The organism is Allobranchiibius huperziae (assembly GCF_013410455.1).
In the GTDB taxonomy this organism is placed as follows: Bacteria; Actinomycetota; Actinomycetes; order Actinomycetales; family Dermatophilaceae; genus Allobranchiibius; species Allobranchiibius huperziae.
In genome coordinates this window covers 2,365,073-2,381,687 of the sequence record NZ_JACCFW010000001.1, presented here as the reverse complement: position 1 = coordinate 2,381,687, position 16,615 = coordinate 2,365,073, and the positions used below count along the sequence as shown (strand labels likewise).

At 69.3% G+C, this 16,615-nt stretch carries 15 protein-coding genes; 12 read left to right on the top strand and 3 right to left on the bottom strand.

Annotation, left to right across the window (positions count from 1 at the left end; genetic code table 11):
- Window positions 1–20: 20 nt before the first annotated feature.
- Both HNR15_RS11155 and ndk read left to right on the top strand, forming a co-directional pair.
- The gene (locus tag HNR15_RS11155) at window positions 21–848 is read left to right on the top strand and encodes an undecaprenyl-diphosphate phosphatase (RefSeq protein ID WP_179481776.1); all 828 of its coding nucleotides are present in this window, start codon (window positions 21–23) and stop codon (window positions 846–848) included.
- A gap of 24 nt (window positions 849–872) precedes the next feature.
- The gene (ndk, locus tag HNR15_RS11150) at window positions 873–1,292 is read left to right on the top strand and encodes a nucleoside-diphosphate kinase (RefSeq protein WP_179481774.1); all 420 of its coding nucleotides are present in this window, start codon (window positions 873–875) and stop codon (window positions 1,290–1,292) included.
- A 339-nt stretch (window positions 1,293–1,631) separates the two neighbouring features.
- On the opposite strand, the gene HNR15_RS11145 is transcribed toward ndk, so the two are convergent.
- Window positions 1,632–2,162: a MarR family winged helix-turn-helix transcriptional regulator gene (locus tag HNR15_RS11145; RefSeq protein WP_179481772.1), complete on the bottom strand. Its 531-nt coding sequence runs from the start codon at window positions 2,160–2,162 to the stop codon at window positions 1,632–1,634.
- Window positions 2,163–2,203: 41 nt separating this feature from the next.
- Between HNR15_RS11145 and HNR15_RS11140 the strand changes: the two genes are divergently transcribed.
- From HNR15_RS11140 to HNR15_RS11100, 9 genes are all read left to right on the top strand, one after another.
- A complete protein-coding gene (locus tag HNR15_RS11140; RefSeq protein WP_179481770.1) occupies window positions 2,204–3,154 on the top strand; it encodes an alpha/beta fold hydrolase in 951 nt (316 codons plus the stop codon).
- A gap of 102 nt (window positions 3,155–3,256) precedes the next feature.
- Window positions 3,257–3,685, top strand: a complete 429-nt coding sequence (locus tag HNR15_RS11135; RefSeq protein ID WP_179481768.1) for a DUF350 domain-containing protein — start codon at window positions 3,257–3,259, stop codon at window positions 3,683–3,685.
- Window positions 3,686–3,863: 178 nt separating this feature from the next.
- On the top strand, window positions 3,864–4,133 hold the full coding sequence (gene rpsO, locus HNR15_RS11130; protein WP_179481766.1) for a 30S ribosomal protein S15: 270 nt from the start codon (window positions 3,864–3,866) through the stop codon (window positions 4,131–4,133).
- A gap of 198 nt (window positions 4,134–4,331) precedes the next feature.
- Window positions 4,332–6,815: a polyribonucleotide nucleotidyltransferase gene (locus HNR15_RS11125; RefSeq protein WP_179481764.1), complete on the top strand. Its 2,484-nt coding sequence runs from the start codon at window positions 4,332–4,334 to the stop codon at window positions 6,813–6,815.
- Window positions 6,816–7,034: 219 nt separating this feature from the next.
- Window positions 7,035–8,018: a TRM11 family SAM-dependent methyltransferase gene (locus HNR15_RS11120; protein ID WP_179481762.1), complete on the top strand. Its 984-nt coding sequence runs from the start codon at window positions 7,035–7,037 to the stop codon at window positions 8,016–8,018.
- Between the two features lie 24 nt (window positions 8,019–8,042).
- A complete protein-coding gene (locus HNR15_RS11115) occupies window positions 8,043–9,704 on the top strand; it encodes an alkaline phosphatase D family protein (RefSeq protein ID WP_179481760.1) in 1,662 nt (553 codons plus the stop codon).
- Between the two features lie 8 nt (window positions 9,705–9,712).
- Window positions 9,713–10,543, top strand: coding sequence for an Fpg/Nei family DNA glycosylase (locus HNR15_RS11110; protein WP_179481758.1), 831 nt, complete (start codon window positions 9,713–9,715; stop codon window positions 10,541–10,543).
- A 190-nt stretch (window positions 10,544–10,733) separates the two neighbouring features.
- Window positions 10,734–11,666 carry a PDDEXK family nuclease gene (locus HNR15_RS11105; protein ID WP_179481756.1) on the top strand — a complete coding sequence of 311 codons (933 nt, stop codon included), beginning with the start codon at window positions 10,734–10,736 and terminating at the stop codon, window positions 11,664–11,666.
- 73 nt (window positions 11,667–11,739) lie between these two features.
- Window positions 11,740–12,384 carry an SIMPL domain-containing protein gene (locus HNR15_RS11100; RefSeq protein WP_179481754.1) on the top strand — a complete coding sequence of 215 codons (645 nt, stop codon included), beginning with the start codon at window positions 11,740–11,742 and terminating at the stop codon, window positions 12,382–12,384.
- Between the two features lie 257 nt (window positions 12,385–12,641).
- On the opposite strand, the gene HNR15_RS11095 is transcribed toward HNR15_RS11100, so the two are convergent.
- The gene (locus tag HNR15_RS11095) at window positions 12,642–13,610 is read right to left on the bottom strand and encodes a cytochrome c oxidase assembly protein (RefSeq protein ID WP_179481751.1); all 969 of its coding nucleotides are present in this window, start codon (window positions 13,608–13,610) and stop codon (window positions 12,642–12,644) included.
- A 48-nt stretch (window positions 13,611–13,658) separates the two neighbouring features.
- Here HNR15_RS11095 and HNR15_RS11090 point away from each other — a divergent pair, with 48 nt between their 5' ends.
- Window positions 13,659–14,672: an NAD(P)H-binding protein gene (locus HNR15_RS11090; RefSeq protein WP_179481749.1), complete on the top strand. Its 1,014-nt coding sequence runs from the start codon at window positions 13,659–13,661 to the stop codon at window positions 14,670–14,672.
- A 57-nt stretch (window positions 14,673–14,729) separates the two neighbouring features.
- On the opposite strand, the gene HNR15_RS11085 is transcribed toward HNR15_RS11090, so the two are convergent.
- Window positions 14,730–16,514, bottom strand: coding sequence for an MFS transporter (locus tag HNR15_RS11085; RefSeq protein WP_179481747.1), 1,785 nt, complete (start codon window positions 16,512–16,514; stop codon window positions 14,730–14,732).
- Window positions 16,515–16,615 lie beyond the last annotated feature (101 nt).

The following is a 16,615-nucleotide window of genomic DNA, read 5'->3' as shown; positions in this document are numbered from 1 at the left end:
GTCCGGGTCCCGGTGACCGCATGAGTTGGCTCGAAGCGGTCCTGCTCGGCATCGTGCAGGGCCTGACCGAGTTCATCCCCGTCTCGTCCTCGGCACATCAGCTGATCGTGGGTCGGCTCTTCTTCGACAACGACGGCGGCGGATCGGCGTTCACCGCCATCAATCAGCTCGGCACCGAGACAGCGGTGCTCGTCTACTTCTGGCGGGACATCGTGCGGCTCATCCGCGCCGGCGTCCTCGCGCTGCGGCGCAGGCTGCCGTGGTCGGACCCGGACGCCCGGGAGTTCCTGCTGGTCATCATCGGCACGCTGCCGATCGGCATCCTCGGGCTGATCTTCAAGAACGCCATCGAAGGCCCGGCGCGCAACCTCTGGATCACCGCCAGCATGTTGCTGCTCTTCGCGCTGGTCATCGCCTATGCCGACAGCACCGCGCGGCAGACCAAGCAGGTGCAGGACCTCACCACCCGCGACGGCATCTTCTTCGGCCTCTGGCAGGCGCTGGCCCTGATCCCGGGTGTCTCTCGGTCCGGCGGCACGATGAGCGGCGGGATGCTGATGGGCTACCGCCGGGAGTCGGCTGCTCGCTACTCCTTCCTGCTCGCGATCCCCGCGGTGTGGTCCTCCGGCCTGTTCGAGCTCGCCGGCGAGGTGTCCAAACCCAACCCGGACGGCTGGGGCCAGGTGGCCGTCGCGACGGTGCTCGCGTTCGTCATCGGGTACGCCGTCATCGCGTGGCTGATGCGCTACCTCACCACGCACACGCTGCGGCCGTTCGTCTTCTACCGGATCGGTCTGGCCGTGCTGCTCTTCGTGCTGCTGTCGGTCGGCGCGCTGCAGGCCACCTGACCCGTACCCGTTAGGGTTTCGCCCGTGAGCGAGCAGATCGAACGCACCCTGGTGATCGTCAAACCCGACGGCTTCCGCCGCGGCCTGACGGGGGAGGTGCTGCGCCGTATCGAGTCCAAGGGCTACGTCCTGGCCGACCTGCACATCACGACCCCCGATCGCGAACGCCTCGCCCGGCACTACGAGGAGCACCAGGGCAAGCCGTTCTACGAGCCGCTCGTGGACTTCATGTCCTCAGGGCCGGCCACGTTCGTCGTGGTCGAGGGCCACCGCTGCATCGAGGGCTTCCGCGCCCTGGCCGGCGCCACCGACCCGACCAAGGCGCTGCCCGGCACCATCCGCGGCGACCTCGGGCGCGACTGGGGCGAGAAGGTGCAGGCCAACATCGTGCACGGCTCGGACTCACCGGAGTCGGCCGCCCGCGAGATCTCCATCTGGTTCTAGTCACCCCACGAAGTTCTCCGCTGCGCTCCGATACTTCGCGGGGACCCCGCCACGAAGACCACCCCACGAAGTTCTCCGCTGCGCTCCGATACTTCGCGGGGACCCCGCCACGAAGACCACCCCACGACGTTCTCCGCTGCGCTCCGATACTTCGCGGGGACCCGGGTTTCCCTTTACGACGGTCCTTCGTCGGCCGAGCGGGCCGAAACGCAGGGTGGGCGCGGGTCGGTGGCGTGCGTTCGGGGCCGAGCGGGCCGAGATGCAGGGTGCGCGCGGGTCGGCGGCGTGCGTTCGGGGCCGAGCGGGCCGAAACGCAGAGTGAGCGTGGTCATGCCCCCGTCAGCGGGCGCCGAGAGCCTCGTCCAGTCCGGTGATCGCCTGCTCCAGCAGCGTCGCCAGCCGCGCGCGCTCGGTGGTGTCGAGCCGGTCCAGCACGTCCGACTCCATCACGTCCGACTCCTGGATGACCTGTTTGAACAGCTCCCAGCCCGTCTCGGTCAGCGCGACGAGGATCCTGGTCCGGTTCTCCTTGTCGGGGGTGCGCTCGAGCAGCCCCCGCTCGCTCATCCGGTCCAGCCGGTGGGTCATCGACGACGGCGCGATGGCGGTCGCGTGCGCCAGGTACGACGGCGTCGTCAGCTGACCGTCGGGCGCCGTGGCGAGGATGGAGATGACCGACCACTCGCCGGAGGAGAGGCCGACATCCTGCAGCTGGCGGGTGTACCACTGGGCGAGGCGACGGGACATCCCGTGCACCGCGGTGATGACCCGCTGGACCTGTTCGTTCCCCCCGGCCGCGACGTACGCCGCGACCTCCGCCTCGTAACGGGCGCGTTCACTGGGTCGATCAGTCGGCACGGATCGGCTCATGAGCGACAAGTCTGCCACTGCCGGCCTGCCACGATGACCGCATGCACACGGACCCCATAGCCACCGGCCTGCTGGAGGTCGGCGACGGACACCGCGTCTACTGGGAGGACTCCGGCGCCCTCGACGGCGTACCTCTGGTCTATCTGCACGGCGGCCCGGGCGGCGGTCTCAACAAGGGCAGCTACCGGGGCTGGTTCGACAACGACCGCTTCCGGGTCATCGGCCTGGACCAGCGCGGCTGCGGCCGGTCGACGCCGCACGCGTCCGACCCGACGTACGACCTGGGCGCCAACACGACGGCGCACCTGATCGCCGATCTGGAAGCGCTGCGCACCCACCTCGGCATCGAGCGCTGGGTCGTGACCGGGGTGTCGTCGGGCTCGACCCTGGGGCTCGCTTACGGCCGCGCCCACCCCGAACGCACCCTCGCGGTCAGCGTCATGGCGGTCACCACCACCGGCCGAGCGGAGGTGGACTGGATCACCGAGCACGTCGGGCGGATCTTTCCCGAGGCGTGGGATGAGTACGCCGGGTACGCCGAGCGCGCGGGCGTCGGCTACCGCCGCGGGCAGGGACGACTCGTCACGGCGTACGCAGGTCTGCTGGCCGACCCCGACCCACTCGTACACCGCCCGGCGGCCGAGGCGTGGATGCGCTGGGAGGACGCGCACGTCGGGCTGCTGCAGCCGACCACCAGCCACAGCGAGCGGCCGATCGACTACCAGGTGGCATTCACCCGGCTGACCGCCCACTACTGGAGTCATGACGGCTTCGTCGACCCGCCGCTGCTCACCGACCCCGGCGCTCTGCGCGAGATACCGGTCGGGCTGGTCCACGGACGCAGGGACATCAGCGGACCGGCGGTGACGGCGTACGCGCTGCACCGCGTGCTCCCGAGGTCGCGGTTGGTCATCGAGAGCACCGAGGGCCACGGCGGACCGCTCATGGTCGCGGCGTGGCGGCAGCTCACCTGTGACCTGGGGCTCGGCTGAACGGCCGCGCAGTGAGCGAGGCAGGGGAACGCCCGACACGTCTACCCTCAGCAGGAGCCGCCCCGCCGTGACGCCCGCCGTCAGACCAGTGAGAGAGATGCGATGACCAGTTCGGATCTGTGGAACGACGTCGGTGCGATCGCCGCCTACGCCGGGGTGGGCGTCGGCATGATGCTCGTCGGCTACGCCATGATCGACATGCTCACCCCGGGCAAGCTGCACGAGCTCATCTGGGAACAGCGCAACACCAACGCCTGCATCCTGGTGTCGGTCAACGTGGTCTCGGTCGCCGCGATCATCGTGGCGGCGATCCGCAGCGCCCACGGCGACCTGACGGACGGCCTCATCCGCACCGCGGTCTTCAGCATCCTCGGGATGCTGATCATGGCGGTGTTCTTCGTCATCCTCGACATCCTGACGCCCGGAAAGCTCGGCGCGATGATGGTCGCCACCGAGCGGCACCCCGCGGTGTGGGTCACTGCGGCCAGCCACCTGGCCATCGCAGCCGTCATCACCGCCGCGATCAGCTGAAAGACGCGGCTCGCAGGCGGCCCGGCGGAGGCGTAGTGGCGGCCTCGGCCGATTAGGGCGCCTCCTGTCGCGCTGCTATTCTGGGGATCGCCGTATACCGGCCGCGGATCGACAGCGCCCTGGTGGACATGCCCAGGAGCACCGCGCAACGAGTCACAGAAATGGAGTCATCCTCACGATGCCCCTGGAAACCGCCGTCAAGGCACAGATCATGTCCGAGTACGCAACGTCCGAGGGTGACACCGGGTCCCCCGAGGTGCAGGTCGCGATGCTGACCCAGCGCATCAAGGACCTCACCGAGCACTCGCGTCAGCACCCGCACGACCACCACAGCCGCCGCGGGCTGCTCCTCCTGGTCGGCCAGCGCAAGCGTCTGCTGCGCTACCTCGAGGACATCGACGTCGAGCGTTACCGCTCGCTCATCAAGCGACTGGGTCTACGTCGCTGATCACCCACTTCACGCCAGCAGGCGGTCACCTTCGCGGTGGCCGCCTTCTGGCGTGTTCGGGGGTATGTCGACCCCGCCGGCCGCAGCCGCTGCGCTGCCGCCCGCGGGCAACATCGCCGTACGCCCCGAGATGAAGAAAACGGCCGCGGGCAACGACGATCCGCCGGCCGGTCAGAAGAGAACAGAAGAGGAGACCCAATGGAGGGTCCAGAGATCACTTTCGCCGAAGCCACGATCGACAACGGCAGCTTCGGCACCCGCACCGTCCGGTTCGAGACCGGACGCCTCGCCAAGCAGGCAGGCGGCTCCGTGCTGTGCTACCTCGACGACGAGACCACCCTGCTGTCCACCACGGCCGCAGGCAAGCAACCGAAGGACCAGTTCGACTTCTTCCCCCTGACGGTCGACGTCGAGGAGCGGATGTACGCCGCGGGCAAGATCCCCGGCAGCTTCTTCCGCCGCGAGGGACGGCCCTCGACGGATGCCATTTTGACCTGTCGCCTAATCGACCGCCCGCTGCGCCCGACCTTCAAGAAGGGTCTGCGCAACGAGGTCCAGGTCGTCATCACGGTGCTGTCGCTCAACCCCGACCACCAGTACGACGTGCTCGCCATCAACGGTGCGTCCGCCTCCACGCAGATCTCCGGCCTGCCGTTCTCCGGCCCGGTCGGCGCCACCCGCGTCTCCCTCATCGACGGCCAGTGGGTCGCCTTCCCCAACTTCTCCGACGCGCAGCGCTCGACCTTCGACATGGTCGTCGCCGGCCGCGTCGCCGGTGACGACGTCGCGATCATGATGGTCGAGGCCGAGTCCACCGAAGCGACCTGGGACCTGGTGAAGAACCAGGGCAAGACTGCTCCTACCGAGGAGATCGTCGCCGAGGGTCTGGAAGCGGCCAAGAAGTTCATCCGCGTCCTGTGCGATGCGCAGTCCGAGCTCGCCTCGCAGGCCGCGAAGCCCGTGCAGGACTTCCCGATCTTCCTGGACTACCAGGACGACGTCTACGAGGCCGTCGAGAAGGACGCCTCCGAGCAGGTCGCCGCCGCGTTCACGATCGTGGACAAGCAGGACCGCGAGGACAAGATCGAGGAGCTCAAGGGCGCCCTGAAGGCCGAACTGGCCGGCGAGGGCAAGCGCTTCGAGGGTCGCGAGAAGGAGGTGTCCGCCGCGTACCGCGCCTTGCAGAAGGCTCAGGTCCGGCAGCGGATCCTGCGCGACAAGGTGCGCATCGACGGTCGCGGTCTGGCCGACATCCGTGCGCTGTCCGCCGAGGTCGAGGTGCTCCCGCGGGTGCACGGCTCGGCGATCTTCGAGCGTGGCGAGACCCAGATCATGGGCGTCACCACCCTCAACATGCTGCGCATGGAGCAGCAGCTCGACACGCTCGGCCCGGTGTCGCGCAAGCGCTACATGCACAACTACAACTTCCCGCCGTACAGCACCGGTGAGACCGGTCGCGTCGGTTCGCCGAAGCGTCGCGAGATCGGCCACGGAGCGCTCGCCGAGCGCGCCCTGATGCCGGTGCTGCCGACCCGCGAGGAGTTCCCGTACGCGATCCGTCAGGTCTCCGAGGCGCTGAGCTCCAACGGCTCCACCTCGATGGGCTCGGTCTGCGCGTCCACCCTCGCCCTGCTGAACGCCGGTGTGCCGCTGCGCGCCCCGGTCGCCGGCATCGCGATGGGCCTGGTCTCCGCCGAGGTCGACGGACAGACCCAGTACGCCGCGCTGACCGACATCCTGGGAGCCGAGGACGCCTTCGGCGACATGGACTTCAAGGTCGCCGGCACGCGGGAGTTCGTCACCGCGATCCAGCTGGACACCAAGCTCGACGGCATCCCCGCCGACGTGCTCGGCCGTGCACTCACCCAGGCACGCGACGCCCGGCTCTACATCCTGGACGTCATGCACGAGGCCATCGACGGCCCCGACGAGATGAGCCCCTTCGCACCGCGTGTCATCACGGTGAAGGTGCCCGTCGACAAGATCGGTGAGGTCATCGGCCCGAAGGGCAAGATGATCAACCAGATCCAGGAGGACACCGGCGCGGACCTGTCGATCGAGGACGACGGCACGGTCTACATCGGCGCGACCGACGGTGCGTCGGCCGAGGCCGCCCGGGCCGCGGTCAACGCGATCGCCAACCCGCAGATGCCGGAGGTCGGCGAGCGTTTCCTGGGCACCGTGGTCAAGACCACGACGTTCGGCGCGTTCGTCTCCCTGCTGCCCGGCAAGGACGGCCTGCTGCACATCTCCGAGGTGCGCAAGCTCGTCGGCGGCAAGCGCATCGACAACGTCGAGGACGTGCTGAAGATCGGTCAGAAGGTGCAGGTCGAGCTCAAGGAGGTCGACCCGCGCGGCAAGCTGTCGCTGGCCGTCGTCGAGGACGTGTCGGCTGCTGCCGAGGCCGCCCCCGCCGCCGCGGAGCCGGCCCCCGTGGCCGACGCCGCTCCGGTCAGCACCGTTCCCGAGACCGCTGCGGACGACACCACGGCCGTCGCCGCTGAGGACGACGGTTCCGCGCAGGGCACCGGGTCCGAGGACACCGGTGGCCAGGGTGAGGGTGGCGAACGCCGCCCGCGCAACCGCCGTCGTGGCGGTCGCGGCCGTGGCAACAGCGGTGGCGGGCAGGGTGGCTCGAACGAGTCCAACCAGCCCGCCGGCGCGACCCCGGCCGACGCCTGAGTCTGATACGCCGTACCCGGACGCCCGGTGCCCCCGAACGGGGGTGCCGGGCGTCCGTGCGTCCGGGCCCCTGCCGCGGTTGTCAGCGTCGTGGTGGTGCCGGCGCCACGAATCCGCTGACAACCGGAGGCGGCCTCAGCGGTTGTCAGCGTCGTAGTGATGCCGGCGCCACGAATCCGCTGACGATCGAGCGTCGTGCGGCCTGAGAGGATCACGGGTATGCCGGTGGACCTGATCGTGACGTGCGCGGTCGGGTTCGAGGATCTGTTCCGCGGAGACCTGCTGCAGGAGCACGGCATCCGCAGCCGGTCGATCGAGCCGGGGGAGATCCTCCTGCAGGACGTGGAGGACCTGGGCTTCCTGACGTCCGCCGTCGCGCTGGACCGGGTGGCGCTGCCCTGGGATCCGGATGCACCGTCCGACGTCATCGCCGATGTCGTACGACGGCTCGCAGGGGACGCTGGCATCGAGCAGCCGGTGCGGTTCCGGGTGCAGGCCGCGCCCGATGTCCGCGAGGAGCTGATCGCACGGTTTTCCGACGGAGCGGGGTGGGTGAACGCCCCCTCCGACTGGCAGGTCAATCTGGATGTCGAGCGCGGTGTCGCCCAGCTGGGGCCCCTGGCGTGGGCAGCCCGATTCGGCACGCTGCGCCGTCTGCCGGCGGCGACACCCGTGTCGGTGGTCGCGGGCCTGCTGCGGCTCGCCAAGTGTGCTCCTCACGACCTCCTGCTCGATCCGTGCGCGGGAGTCGCCACCGTCCCGATCGTCGACGCGATCGAGCGGCCGGACGGCCGGTGCATCGTTCTGGACCGGGACGTCGAGGCCGTCGACCTGGCACGTCGCAACCTCGCCGAACGCGGTCTCGACCGGCGCATCGAGGTTTCCGCGGGGGACGCCGCCAGACTGGACCTGGCCGACCGCAGCGTGGACCGCGTCGTCACGGACCTGCCGTTCGGGAAGCGGATCGGCAGCAACAGCAACAACATCGAGCTCTACCCGCGGGTGCTGCGCGAGATCGAGCGTGTGCTGACGCTGAGCGGTCGTTGCGTCCTGCTCACCGACGACAAGCGGGTCTTCAAGGACGCTCTGGCACGCACCCGCGGGCTGAAGATCGTGCGTGAGCAGGTGGTGCGCTACCACGGCGTCAACCCCTCGGCGTACGTCGTGACGCGTAGTCGCGCACCGGGCCGTCGCGCCCGCTGAGGCGCGGTTTGCTAGGACTGTCCTATGCCTCCACCGCTGGTCCTCGGTCCGCTGCTGCGCCATGTGGGGGAGACGACGGCGACGATCTGGGTCGAGACGGCCGCCGCCGGGCAGGTCGAGGTGCGCAGCGAAGACGGCCACACCACCTCCGTGCCGACCTTCGCCGCGCACGGACACCACTACGCGATCGTGCTGGTCGAGGGGCTGGAGCCCGGGTCGGTCCAGGACTACCAGGTGGCCGTCGACGGCGGGGTCGTGTGGCCGGTGCCGGGCGACCCCTACCCGCCGTGTCGGATCGCCACCCTCGACCGCAGCCGGCCGTCGCACTTCCTCTACGGGTCCTGCCGCACGAGCGTCCCGCACGACAAGGAGGGCACGAAGTCGCACGGTGTCGACGCCCTGCGCGCGTACGCGGTGGACATGATCCGCGACCCCGCGCACTGGCCCGACTTCGTGCTCTTCCTCGGCGACCAGCTCTACGCCGACGAGACGTCCCGTGCGATGCGCGAGTTCATAAAGCGCAGAAGGGGATTGGATGACCCACCGGGACCGGAGGTGAAGGACTTCGTCGAGTACGCCGAGCTCTACCGGCTCGCGTGGTCCGACCCGGCGAACCGATGGCTGCTCTCGACCCTGTCCAGCGCGATGATCTTCGACGACCACGACGTGCGCGACGACTGGAACACCTCGCGGGCCTGGCACGAGGAGATGAACAAGCTCCCGTGGTGGCGCGACCGGATCAAGGGTGCGCTCGCGTCGTACTGGATCTATCAGCACGCGGGCAATCTTGCGCCGGACGAGCTGCGGCAGGACGAGATCTGGCGGCAGATCGCCGCCCATGACCCGGCCGAGGGTGAGCTGGACATCACCGAGGTCATCGAGGCGTTCGCCGACCGGGTCGACCGCGAGCCGGAGACCTACCGCTTCTCCTTCACCCGTGATCTGGGTGAGAGTCGGCTCGTCGTCATTGACTCGCGCAATGCCCGAGTGCTGGAGCCGGGGAAGCGCGCGATGCTGGATGCGAAGGAGAGCCGGTGGTTCGACGAGCAGTTGCACGGTGACACCTCGCACCTGTTCATCGGCACGTCGCTGCCGTTCTTCCTCCCGCCGGCCATCCACGACCTGGAGTCGATCGACGAGACGATGGCGGGCGGCGCGTGGGGTGGGCCACGGACGGCGCGACTCGGCGAGAAGCTGCGCGAGGCGGTCGATCTGGAGCACTGGGCGGCGTTCGAGCGGTCGTTCGCCCACGTGCTGCAACGGGTGGTGGAGGTGGCACGCGGCCAGCACGGCGAGGCGCCGGCGACGATCACATTCCTGTCCGGCGACGTGCACAACTCCTACATCACCCAGGTGCAGCACGAGCGTTATGCGCTGAGTTCGCGGATTCTGCAGGTCGTCTGCTCGCCGATCCGCAACCCGCTGCCGCGCCACGTGCGGATGCTGCAGGGCACCCTGGCGAACTGGACGAAGCGCCCGATGCGCCGCCTCGCGCGGCGGCTGCCGCAGGTGCGGCGGCCGGCGTACGAGTGGGACCTCACGCACGGGCCATGGTTCGACAACAACATGGGTGGGGTCGAGGTGCTGGGGGACCGGCTGCTGCTGACCTGGGCGCGCGGTGTGGTGTCGGATGGACAGTACGACCAGCCTCGGCTGGATCGCGTCTCGACCGTGTTGATCGGCTGAGTGAGGCTGTGCCAGAGGGACATACGATTCACCGGCTCGCCTCCGCGATCGACGACGCCTTCGGCGGGAGCCGGCCGGCGGTGAGCAGCCCGCAGGGCCGCTTCGCCGAGAGCGCGGCGCTGCTCGACGGCACCTATCTCGACAGCGCGGACGCCTGGGGCAAGCACCTGTTCGTGGAGTTCTCCGCAGAACGGGTGCTGCACGTGCACCTCGGCCTGATCGGCAAGTTCAGTGTGCTGTCGTACGACGACATGCTGCCGCCTCCGCGCGGCGCCGTGAGGCTGCGGCTGGCGACCGACACCACGGTCGCCGACCTGCGCGGGCCCATCATCTGCGCCCTGCGCACTCCTACGGAGGTCACGGAGGTCATCGCGCGCACCGGTCCGGATCCGCTGCGAGCCGATGCCGACCCGAGCCGTGCGTGGGACCGGATCCATCGCAGCCGCAAGGCGATCGGCCAGTTGCTGATGGACCAGGACGTGGTCGCGGGTATCGGCAACCTCTATCGCTGCGAGCTGCTGTGGCGTCATCGTGTCGACCCGTTCAAGCCGGGCAACAAGGTGCGCTCCGCGGTGTGGGACGCACTATGGACCGACCTCGTGCGGTTGATGAAGGTGGGCGTCGCCACCGGCCGGATCGTGACGGACGAGGCGCAGCTGGAGAAGGCGGAGGCGGCGATCGCCAGCACCGGCGCGGCCGTCGTACGCCGCCCGAAGCACGCGGTCTACAAACGCACGGACGAGCCGTGCCCGAGGTGCGGCGCGAAGGTGCGCACCCAGGTGATGGGCGGACGCAATCTGTTCTGGTGCCCACGCTGCCAGCGCCACCGCACCGCCTGACCCGGGCCGACGACAGCAGCGGCGTGTCGAGATCGCCGCGGGCAGGACCTGTGACCGTGGTTCGTTCCTGTGGACGACCGCTCGCGGCCATCGGGAACGGGCACGATGTGGCGGATGGACCCGGTGCATCCCGCGACGCCTTGCACTCCTTCGTCGCGGCAGCCGGTCGGTATACAGGGGGAGGAGATTCGTGGCAGATGACCCATCGGCGGGCCAGAACCGGGCGGATCACCTCCCGGTGTACACCGACGACCACCTGCGAGTGGTCGCGCGGCTCGCGGAGCTGGGCGGTGCGGCGCGGTACGCCGACCTGGCAGCTGTGGTGAGCCAGCGCGCGATCGCGGCGGCTTGTCGAGACGGCGTGTTGGTGCACCTGGGCCGAGACCGGTACGTGGACCCCGGAGTGTCGGACCACCTGAAGGCCGCCATCGGGCTCGGCGGAGTGCTGAGCCACCTCAGTGCTGCGGCTCAGCACGGATGGTCCCTCAAATCGATGCCCGCACGACCCCACGTCACCGTGCGCCCCAACCGTCACCTGCCTCGAGGACGGCTCACCGCCGCGCGCGTCTTCTACCGGACCATCGGCGAGGAGCAGGTCATCGATTCTGTGACCGAGCCCGTCCGGACCGTCCTGGACTGCGCGCGAGATCTGCCGTTCGATGAGGCTCTCACTGTCGCGGACTCGGCGCTGCGCAGCGGTTCGGTCAGTCGTGCCGACCTGCGCGAAGCGCGAACGGCGGTGCGGGGACGTCGGTCCCGGACCGCTCGCTCCGTGCTGGGCGCCGCGGATGCACGATCGGCGAACCCGCTGGAGTCGGTGCTCCGTGCCATCTGCCTGGAGGTTCCGGGTTTGCAGGTCGAGCCCCAGGTCGAGTTCGACCTGAGCCACCGGGCGATGGTCGACTTGGCGGATCGGCACCTCGGGATCGTCATCGAAGCAGAAGGCTTCGAGACTCACGGCACGCGTAACGGGTTCGACAAGGACTGTCGGCGCTACACGGAGATGGTGTGCGCCGGTCAGATCGTCCTGCGGTTCACCTACACGCAGGTCATGCGCGACCCGGACTGGGTGCGCGCCAGGGTCAGCGAGGCCATCTCGATATCTCGGGCTCGTACCGGATGAGACGCGGCGCGCGGACGCAGCTGGAGGGCTGGTCACGGGTCCGGGCCGAGGTGGGAGCCGATAGGTTCCAGAGATGTCGTTGACCATTCGGGTGCACGAGACCGCCACCAGGCACTGCCCTGCCGAGCGAGCCGATCTGCAGCTGCGTATCCAGGCGGAGGGCACGGACAAGCACGCAGTCGCCGAACGCGTACGCACGGTGCTGCGCCTACTGACCGACGAGCTCGCCGACCTCGAACGCGGCGGAGCGGTACGCCGCTGGAGCAACGAGCAGGTGACCACCTGGTCCGATCGGCCGTACGACCCCGACGGTCGCCGACTGCCGCTCACGCACCAGACCTCCGCCGACGTCCAGGCGCGCTTCGCGGACTTCGAACAGCTCGGGCACGCCGTGGAGCAGTGGTGCGAGATCGACGAGGTGCGGGTCGAGCACGTGCAGTGGGAGTTGACCACCGCCACCCGCAACGAGGCCAGCAACTCGCTGCGCGCGCAGGCGGTGCGGTCTGCTGACGAGCACGCTCACCAGTACGCGCGGGCAGCCGGCAAGCAGGCGATCGAAGCGGTCGTCATCGCCGACAGCGGATCTGCCCAGGGTGGGGCCGAGTTCCGCGAACAGGCTCGGTTCGCCCCGTCGAGCGGGTCCTCGACAGACCTGAGGTTCGCTCCACGCCGGATCGCGGTGACGATCGCGATCGACGTGGAGTTCCTCGCGAGCTGACCCACCCGCCGTCCCCGTCGTCACCCTCGACTGTGACACCACGCTGACCTCACCGGGTCATCAGTCCGAGTACGACTCACCGGGCGAGGCCGCAGCACTCGGGCATCGGTTCGTCCCGGTCACCACGCTGGCCGTCGCCAAGGCGTGCCCGGGTCCTCCTGGTCGTCCCCGACACGGGCGGACCCGGCATCGGGACCGGCGAGTCGACGGTGCTCCCGCGGGCGCAACGGTGAGACAGACCCGCGCGGACGGTCCGCTCAGTTGCCGGTGGAGTCGTTGCGCTTGTGGAAGCGGTCGGCCATTCGTGGGTCGTCCAACCACCAGGGTCGGTCGCCCTGCGCCTCGGGTTCCTCGACCTGGGTGCGCGCCGTCGGAGCAGGACCGATGCGCTCCTGAGCGTCGAGTCGTGCATCGACCTGTGCGGCCTCGACCGCGTCGCTGCGCATCCACTGCACGAACACCGCTGCCAGCAAAGGCACCCCGATGGCCTCGGCGACGCCGAGCAGGGCCCCACCGGTGAACTTCTGGTCCAGCGTCTTGCTGAAGTGCGCGTGTGCCGGAGTGCCCCAGCCCGGGAAGTCCGGCACCAGCAGCGAGGACGCAGTCATCACCAGGATGCCGGGGATGGCGTCGAGCAACCCGTCGACGAAGGCGAACAGCGCGCGCACCGGTGCGGTCGCCCACGCGGGCAGCAACTCCTCGGTGAGGAGCGGCAGTACGACGAGGACCCCCACCGCGAGCAGGTGCACCAGGAGCACCAATTCGCCGATCCCGGAGGTGATCGCCCACTGCGCGTATCCGGTGAAGAAGACCAGCACGATGCTGACGGCGGCCAGGACGGATGCCAGCAGGGGGAACATCAGCACCCGTGCGACGCGCCCCTGCAGCACGGTGACCGCGCCGGGACGGACCCGGCGTACGAGCCCGACCGGATCTCCGATCGCCAGCGCGAGCGGTGTGACGGAGGCGACCACCCCCACCTGGCCGCCGAAACACCACAGCAGACTCGTGCGGTAGGCCCCGATCGGTCCGCAGGTCACATAGATCAACGATCCGACGCCGGCCACCAGGTAGACCGCGGTGCGCCACCAGGGCCACCGCTCACCCCGGCGCGCTGCGCGTCCGGCCAGCGCGAGGTAGGGCGCCGTGAGCAGCAGCGCCACGACGACGCCGGGCCACGACCAGGTCCAGGCGGTCAGCCACGAGGCCGGAGTGAAGGCAGGCACCCACCCATCCTCCCCGACGTCGCTGGGCGCGCGCCTACTGTGTCCCGTATGACGTCTCGCATCGCTCTGGTCACAGGCGCCACCGGGTACATCGGCGGCCTGCTGGTGCCGAAGCTGCTCGAAAGTGGCTGGCAGGTAAGGGTGCTCAGCCGCCACCCGGAGGCGCTGCGGGCCCGGGAGTGGGCCGACCGTGTCGAGGTCGCGCAGGGCAGCGCGTCGGACCCGGACGACATGAAGCAGGCGCTCGACGGCGTCGACACCGCGTACTACCTGCTGCACTCGATGGACGGCGGGGGCGACTTCGTACGCCGCGACCGCGAGATGGCCCACGTCGTGGCGGAGGCGGCGCACAGCGCGGGCGTCCGACGGCTGGTCTACCTGTCCGGGCTGCACCCGACCGGTCACCTGTCGCCGCACCTCGGCTCGCGGGTCGAGGTAGGGGAGATCCTGCTCGCGAGCGGCGTCCCCACGGCTGTGCTGCAGGCGGGCGTGGTGCTCGGTGACGGGTCGGCGTCGTTCGACATGCTGCGGCACCTGACCGAGCGGCTCCCGGCTGTCGTGGCGCCGCGGTGGTTGCGCAACCGCATCCAACCGGTGGCCATCGACGACGTGCTCCACTACCTGGTGGGCGCCGCCGATCTCGCCCCGGACGTCAACCGGACCTTCGACGTGGGCGGTCCCGACGTGCTCACCTACGCCGAGATGATGCGGGAGTACGCCCGGGTGACGGGACTCGGATCACCACTGATCGCAACGGTTCCCGTGCTCACGCCGCAGCTCGCGAGTCACTGGGTCGGGGCGGTCACCCCCGTGTCCGCGGGGATCGCGCGCCCGCTGGTCGGCAGTCTCGTACACGAGGCGGTCTGTCACGAGGACGACATCCTCGAGGTGGTGGGCCCACCGCCCGGCGGGCGCACGTCGTACGACGACGCGATCCAGGCCGCGACCGCGGGTTTCGACCCGCAGGGGTGGCGCCACCAGGCCTACCAGGTCCTCGGTGGGGTTGTCGGCGTCGCGGGCATCGGCGCCATCGCAGCCGGGCTCGTGCGCCGCAAGAGCTGAAATCGGACATGCACGGCGGGGCACAGGTGCCCCGCCGTGCATGTCCGAAAGCCGAGATCAGGCCGGCTGATTCACTTCCTCGTCGCGAACGGCGTCGGAGCCCGCGGGGGCATCGTCATCGTCGTCGTCGTGCACGTAGTGACCGCCACGCAGAAGGCTGGCCACGGCCGCGATGAGCATCATCGCCGCGGCGGTGAGGAAGACGATCACCAGGCCGTCGTGGAAGGGGCCGCTCAACAGGTGCGGGAAGAACTCCCGACCGGTCAGGGTCTTGGCGTTACCGGCCGGCACCTGCTTCAGCACTCCGGTCGGACCGAGCAGCGACTGGATCGGGTTGAAGCCGAGGAACGCCGCGAAGAGCGACCCGACCGGCGGCAGTCCGGCGACCTGATCGGCCACCCCTGCCGGCACGTGCTGGGCGGCCAGGCCGGTGCGCAGCTGGTCGGGCAGGTGCGAGGCCAGTCCGACGATCATCAGTGAGAAGAAGATCCCGATCGAGAGCGATGTGCCGGAGTTGAAGAACGTCGCGCGCATCCCGGACGCCGCTCCGCGTTGGTTGGCCGGCACGCTGTTCATGATGGCCGTGGTGTTGGGAGCGGAGAACATCCCGGACCCGATGCCGTTGAGGAAGAGCAGCAGCGCGAAGACCGGGTAGCTGAAGTTGACCGGAATGAGGATGAGCCCGACGAACGTCGCGGCCGTCAGCACCAGGCCGCCGCTGGCGAACGCGCGAGCACCGACCCGGTCGGACATGAAACCGGACGCCGGTCCGGCGATCAGGAAGCCCACGGTGAGCGGCAGCAGGTAGATGCCGGCCCACAGAGGAGTGCTCTGGTAGTCGTATCCGTGCAGCGGGAGCCAGATGCCCTGCAGCCAGATGATCAGCATGAACTGCATGCCGCCCCGGCCGATCGAGGCGAGCAGCCCGGCGAAGTTGCCGGCCGCGAACGCCTTGATCTTGAACAGACCCATCGAGAACATCGGGTCCTTCACCTTGGACTCGATGACGGTGAACGCCACGAGGAGCGCCAGGCCGCCGATCAGTCCGGCGAGCACCCAGGGGTTGGTCCACCCCATCGAGTGGCCGCCGTACGGCTGGATCCCGTAGGTGATCGCGACGAGGATCGCGGTCACGCCGCCGGCGAAGGTGATGTTGCCGGGGATGTCGAGGGTGCCGCGGCGCTTCACGCCGAGCTCGCGCAGCGAGGTGTAGGACCACACGGTGCCGAGCAGGCCGATCGGGACGCTCACCAGGAAGATGGCGCGCCAGTGCCATTCGGACAGCACGCCGCCGATGATCAGGCCGAGGAACGATCCCGCGATGGCCGCGACCTGGTTGATGCCGAGGGCCATCCCGCGCTGGTGGGACGGGAAGGCGTCGGTGAGGATCGCCGTCGAGTTCGCCATCAGCATCGCGCCGCCGACGCCCTGCACGAGGCGTCCCAGGATGATCCACATCGCGCCCCCGCCCTGGTGCAACGGATCGACCGTGAGGAAGAGGGAGGAGATGGTGAAGACCACGAAGCCGAGGTTGTAGATCTTCACCCGGCCGAACATGTCGCCCAGGCGCCCGAGCGTGACGACCAGCACCGCGGAGACGACCAGGAACCCCATGAGCGTCCACAACAGGTAGCTGATGTTCCCGGCGCCGAGCGGGTTCAGCCCGATCCCGCGGAAGATCGCCGGCAGCGAGATGATCACGATCGAGGAGTTGATCGTCGCCATCAGCACGCCGAGCGTCGTGTTCGACAGTGCCACCCACTTGTAGCGCGGGTGCTCGGCCTCGTAGCGACGGCGTACGCCACGGGTGCGCTGCTCGCGGGGCGAAGCGGCCTCGGACATGAGTCTCCTCGAAGATCGAACAGGACGTCGCGCGGCATGCGCCCACGACCGTTAACCTAGGTAACGAATATACCTCCACTATTTATGCCCTGGGAACCGCC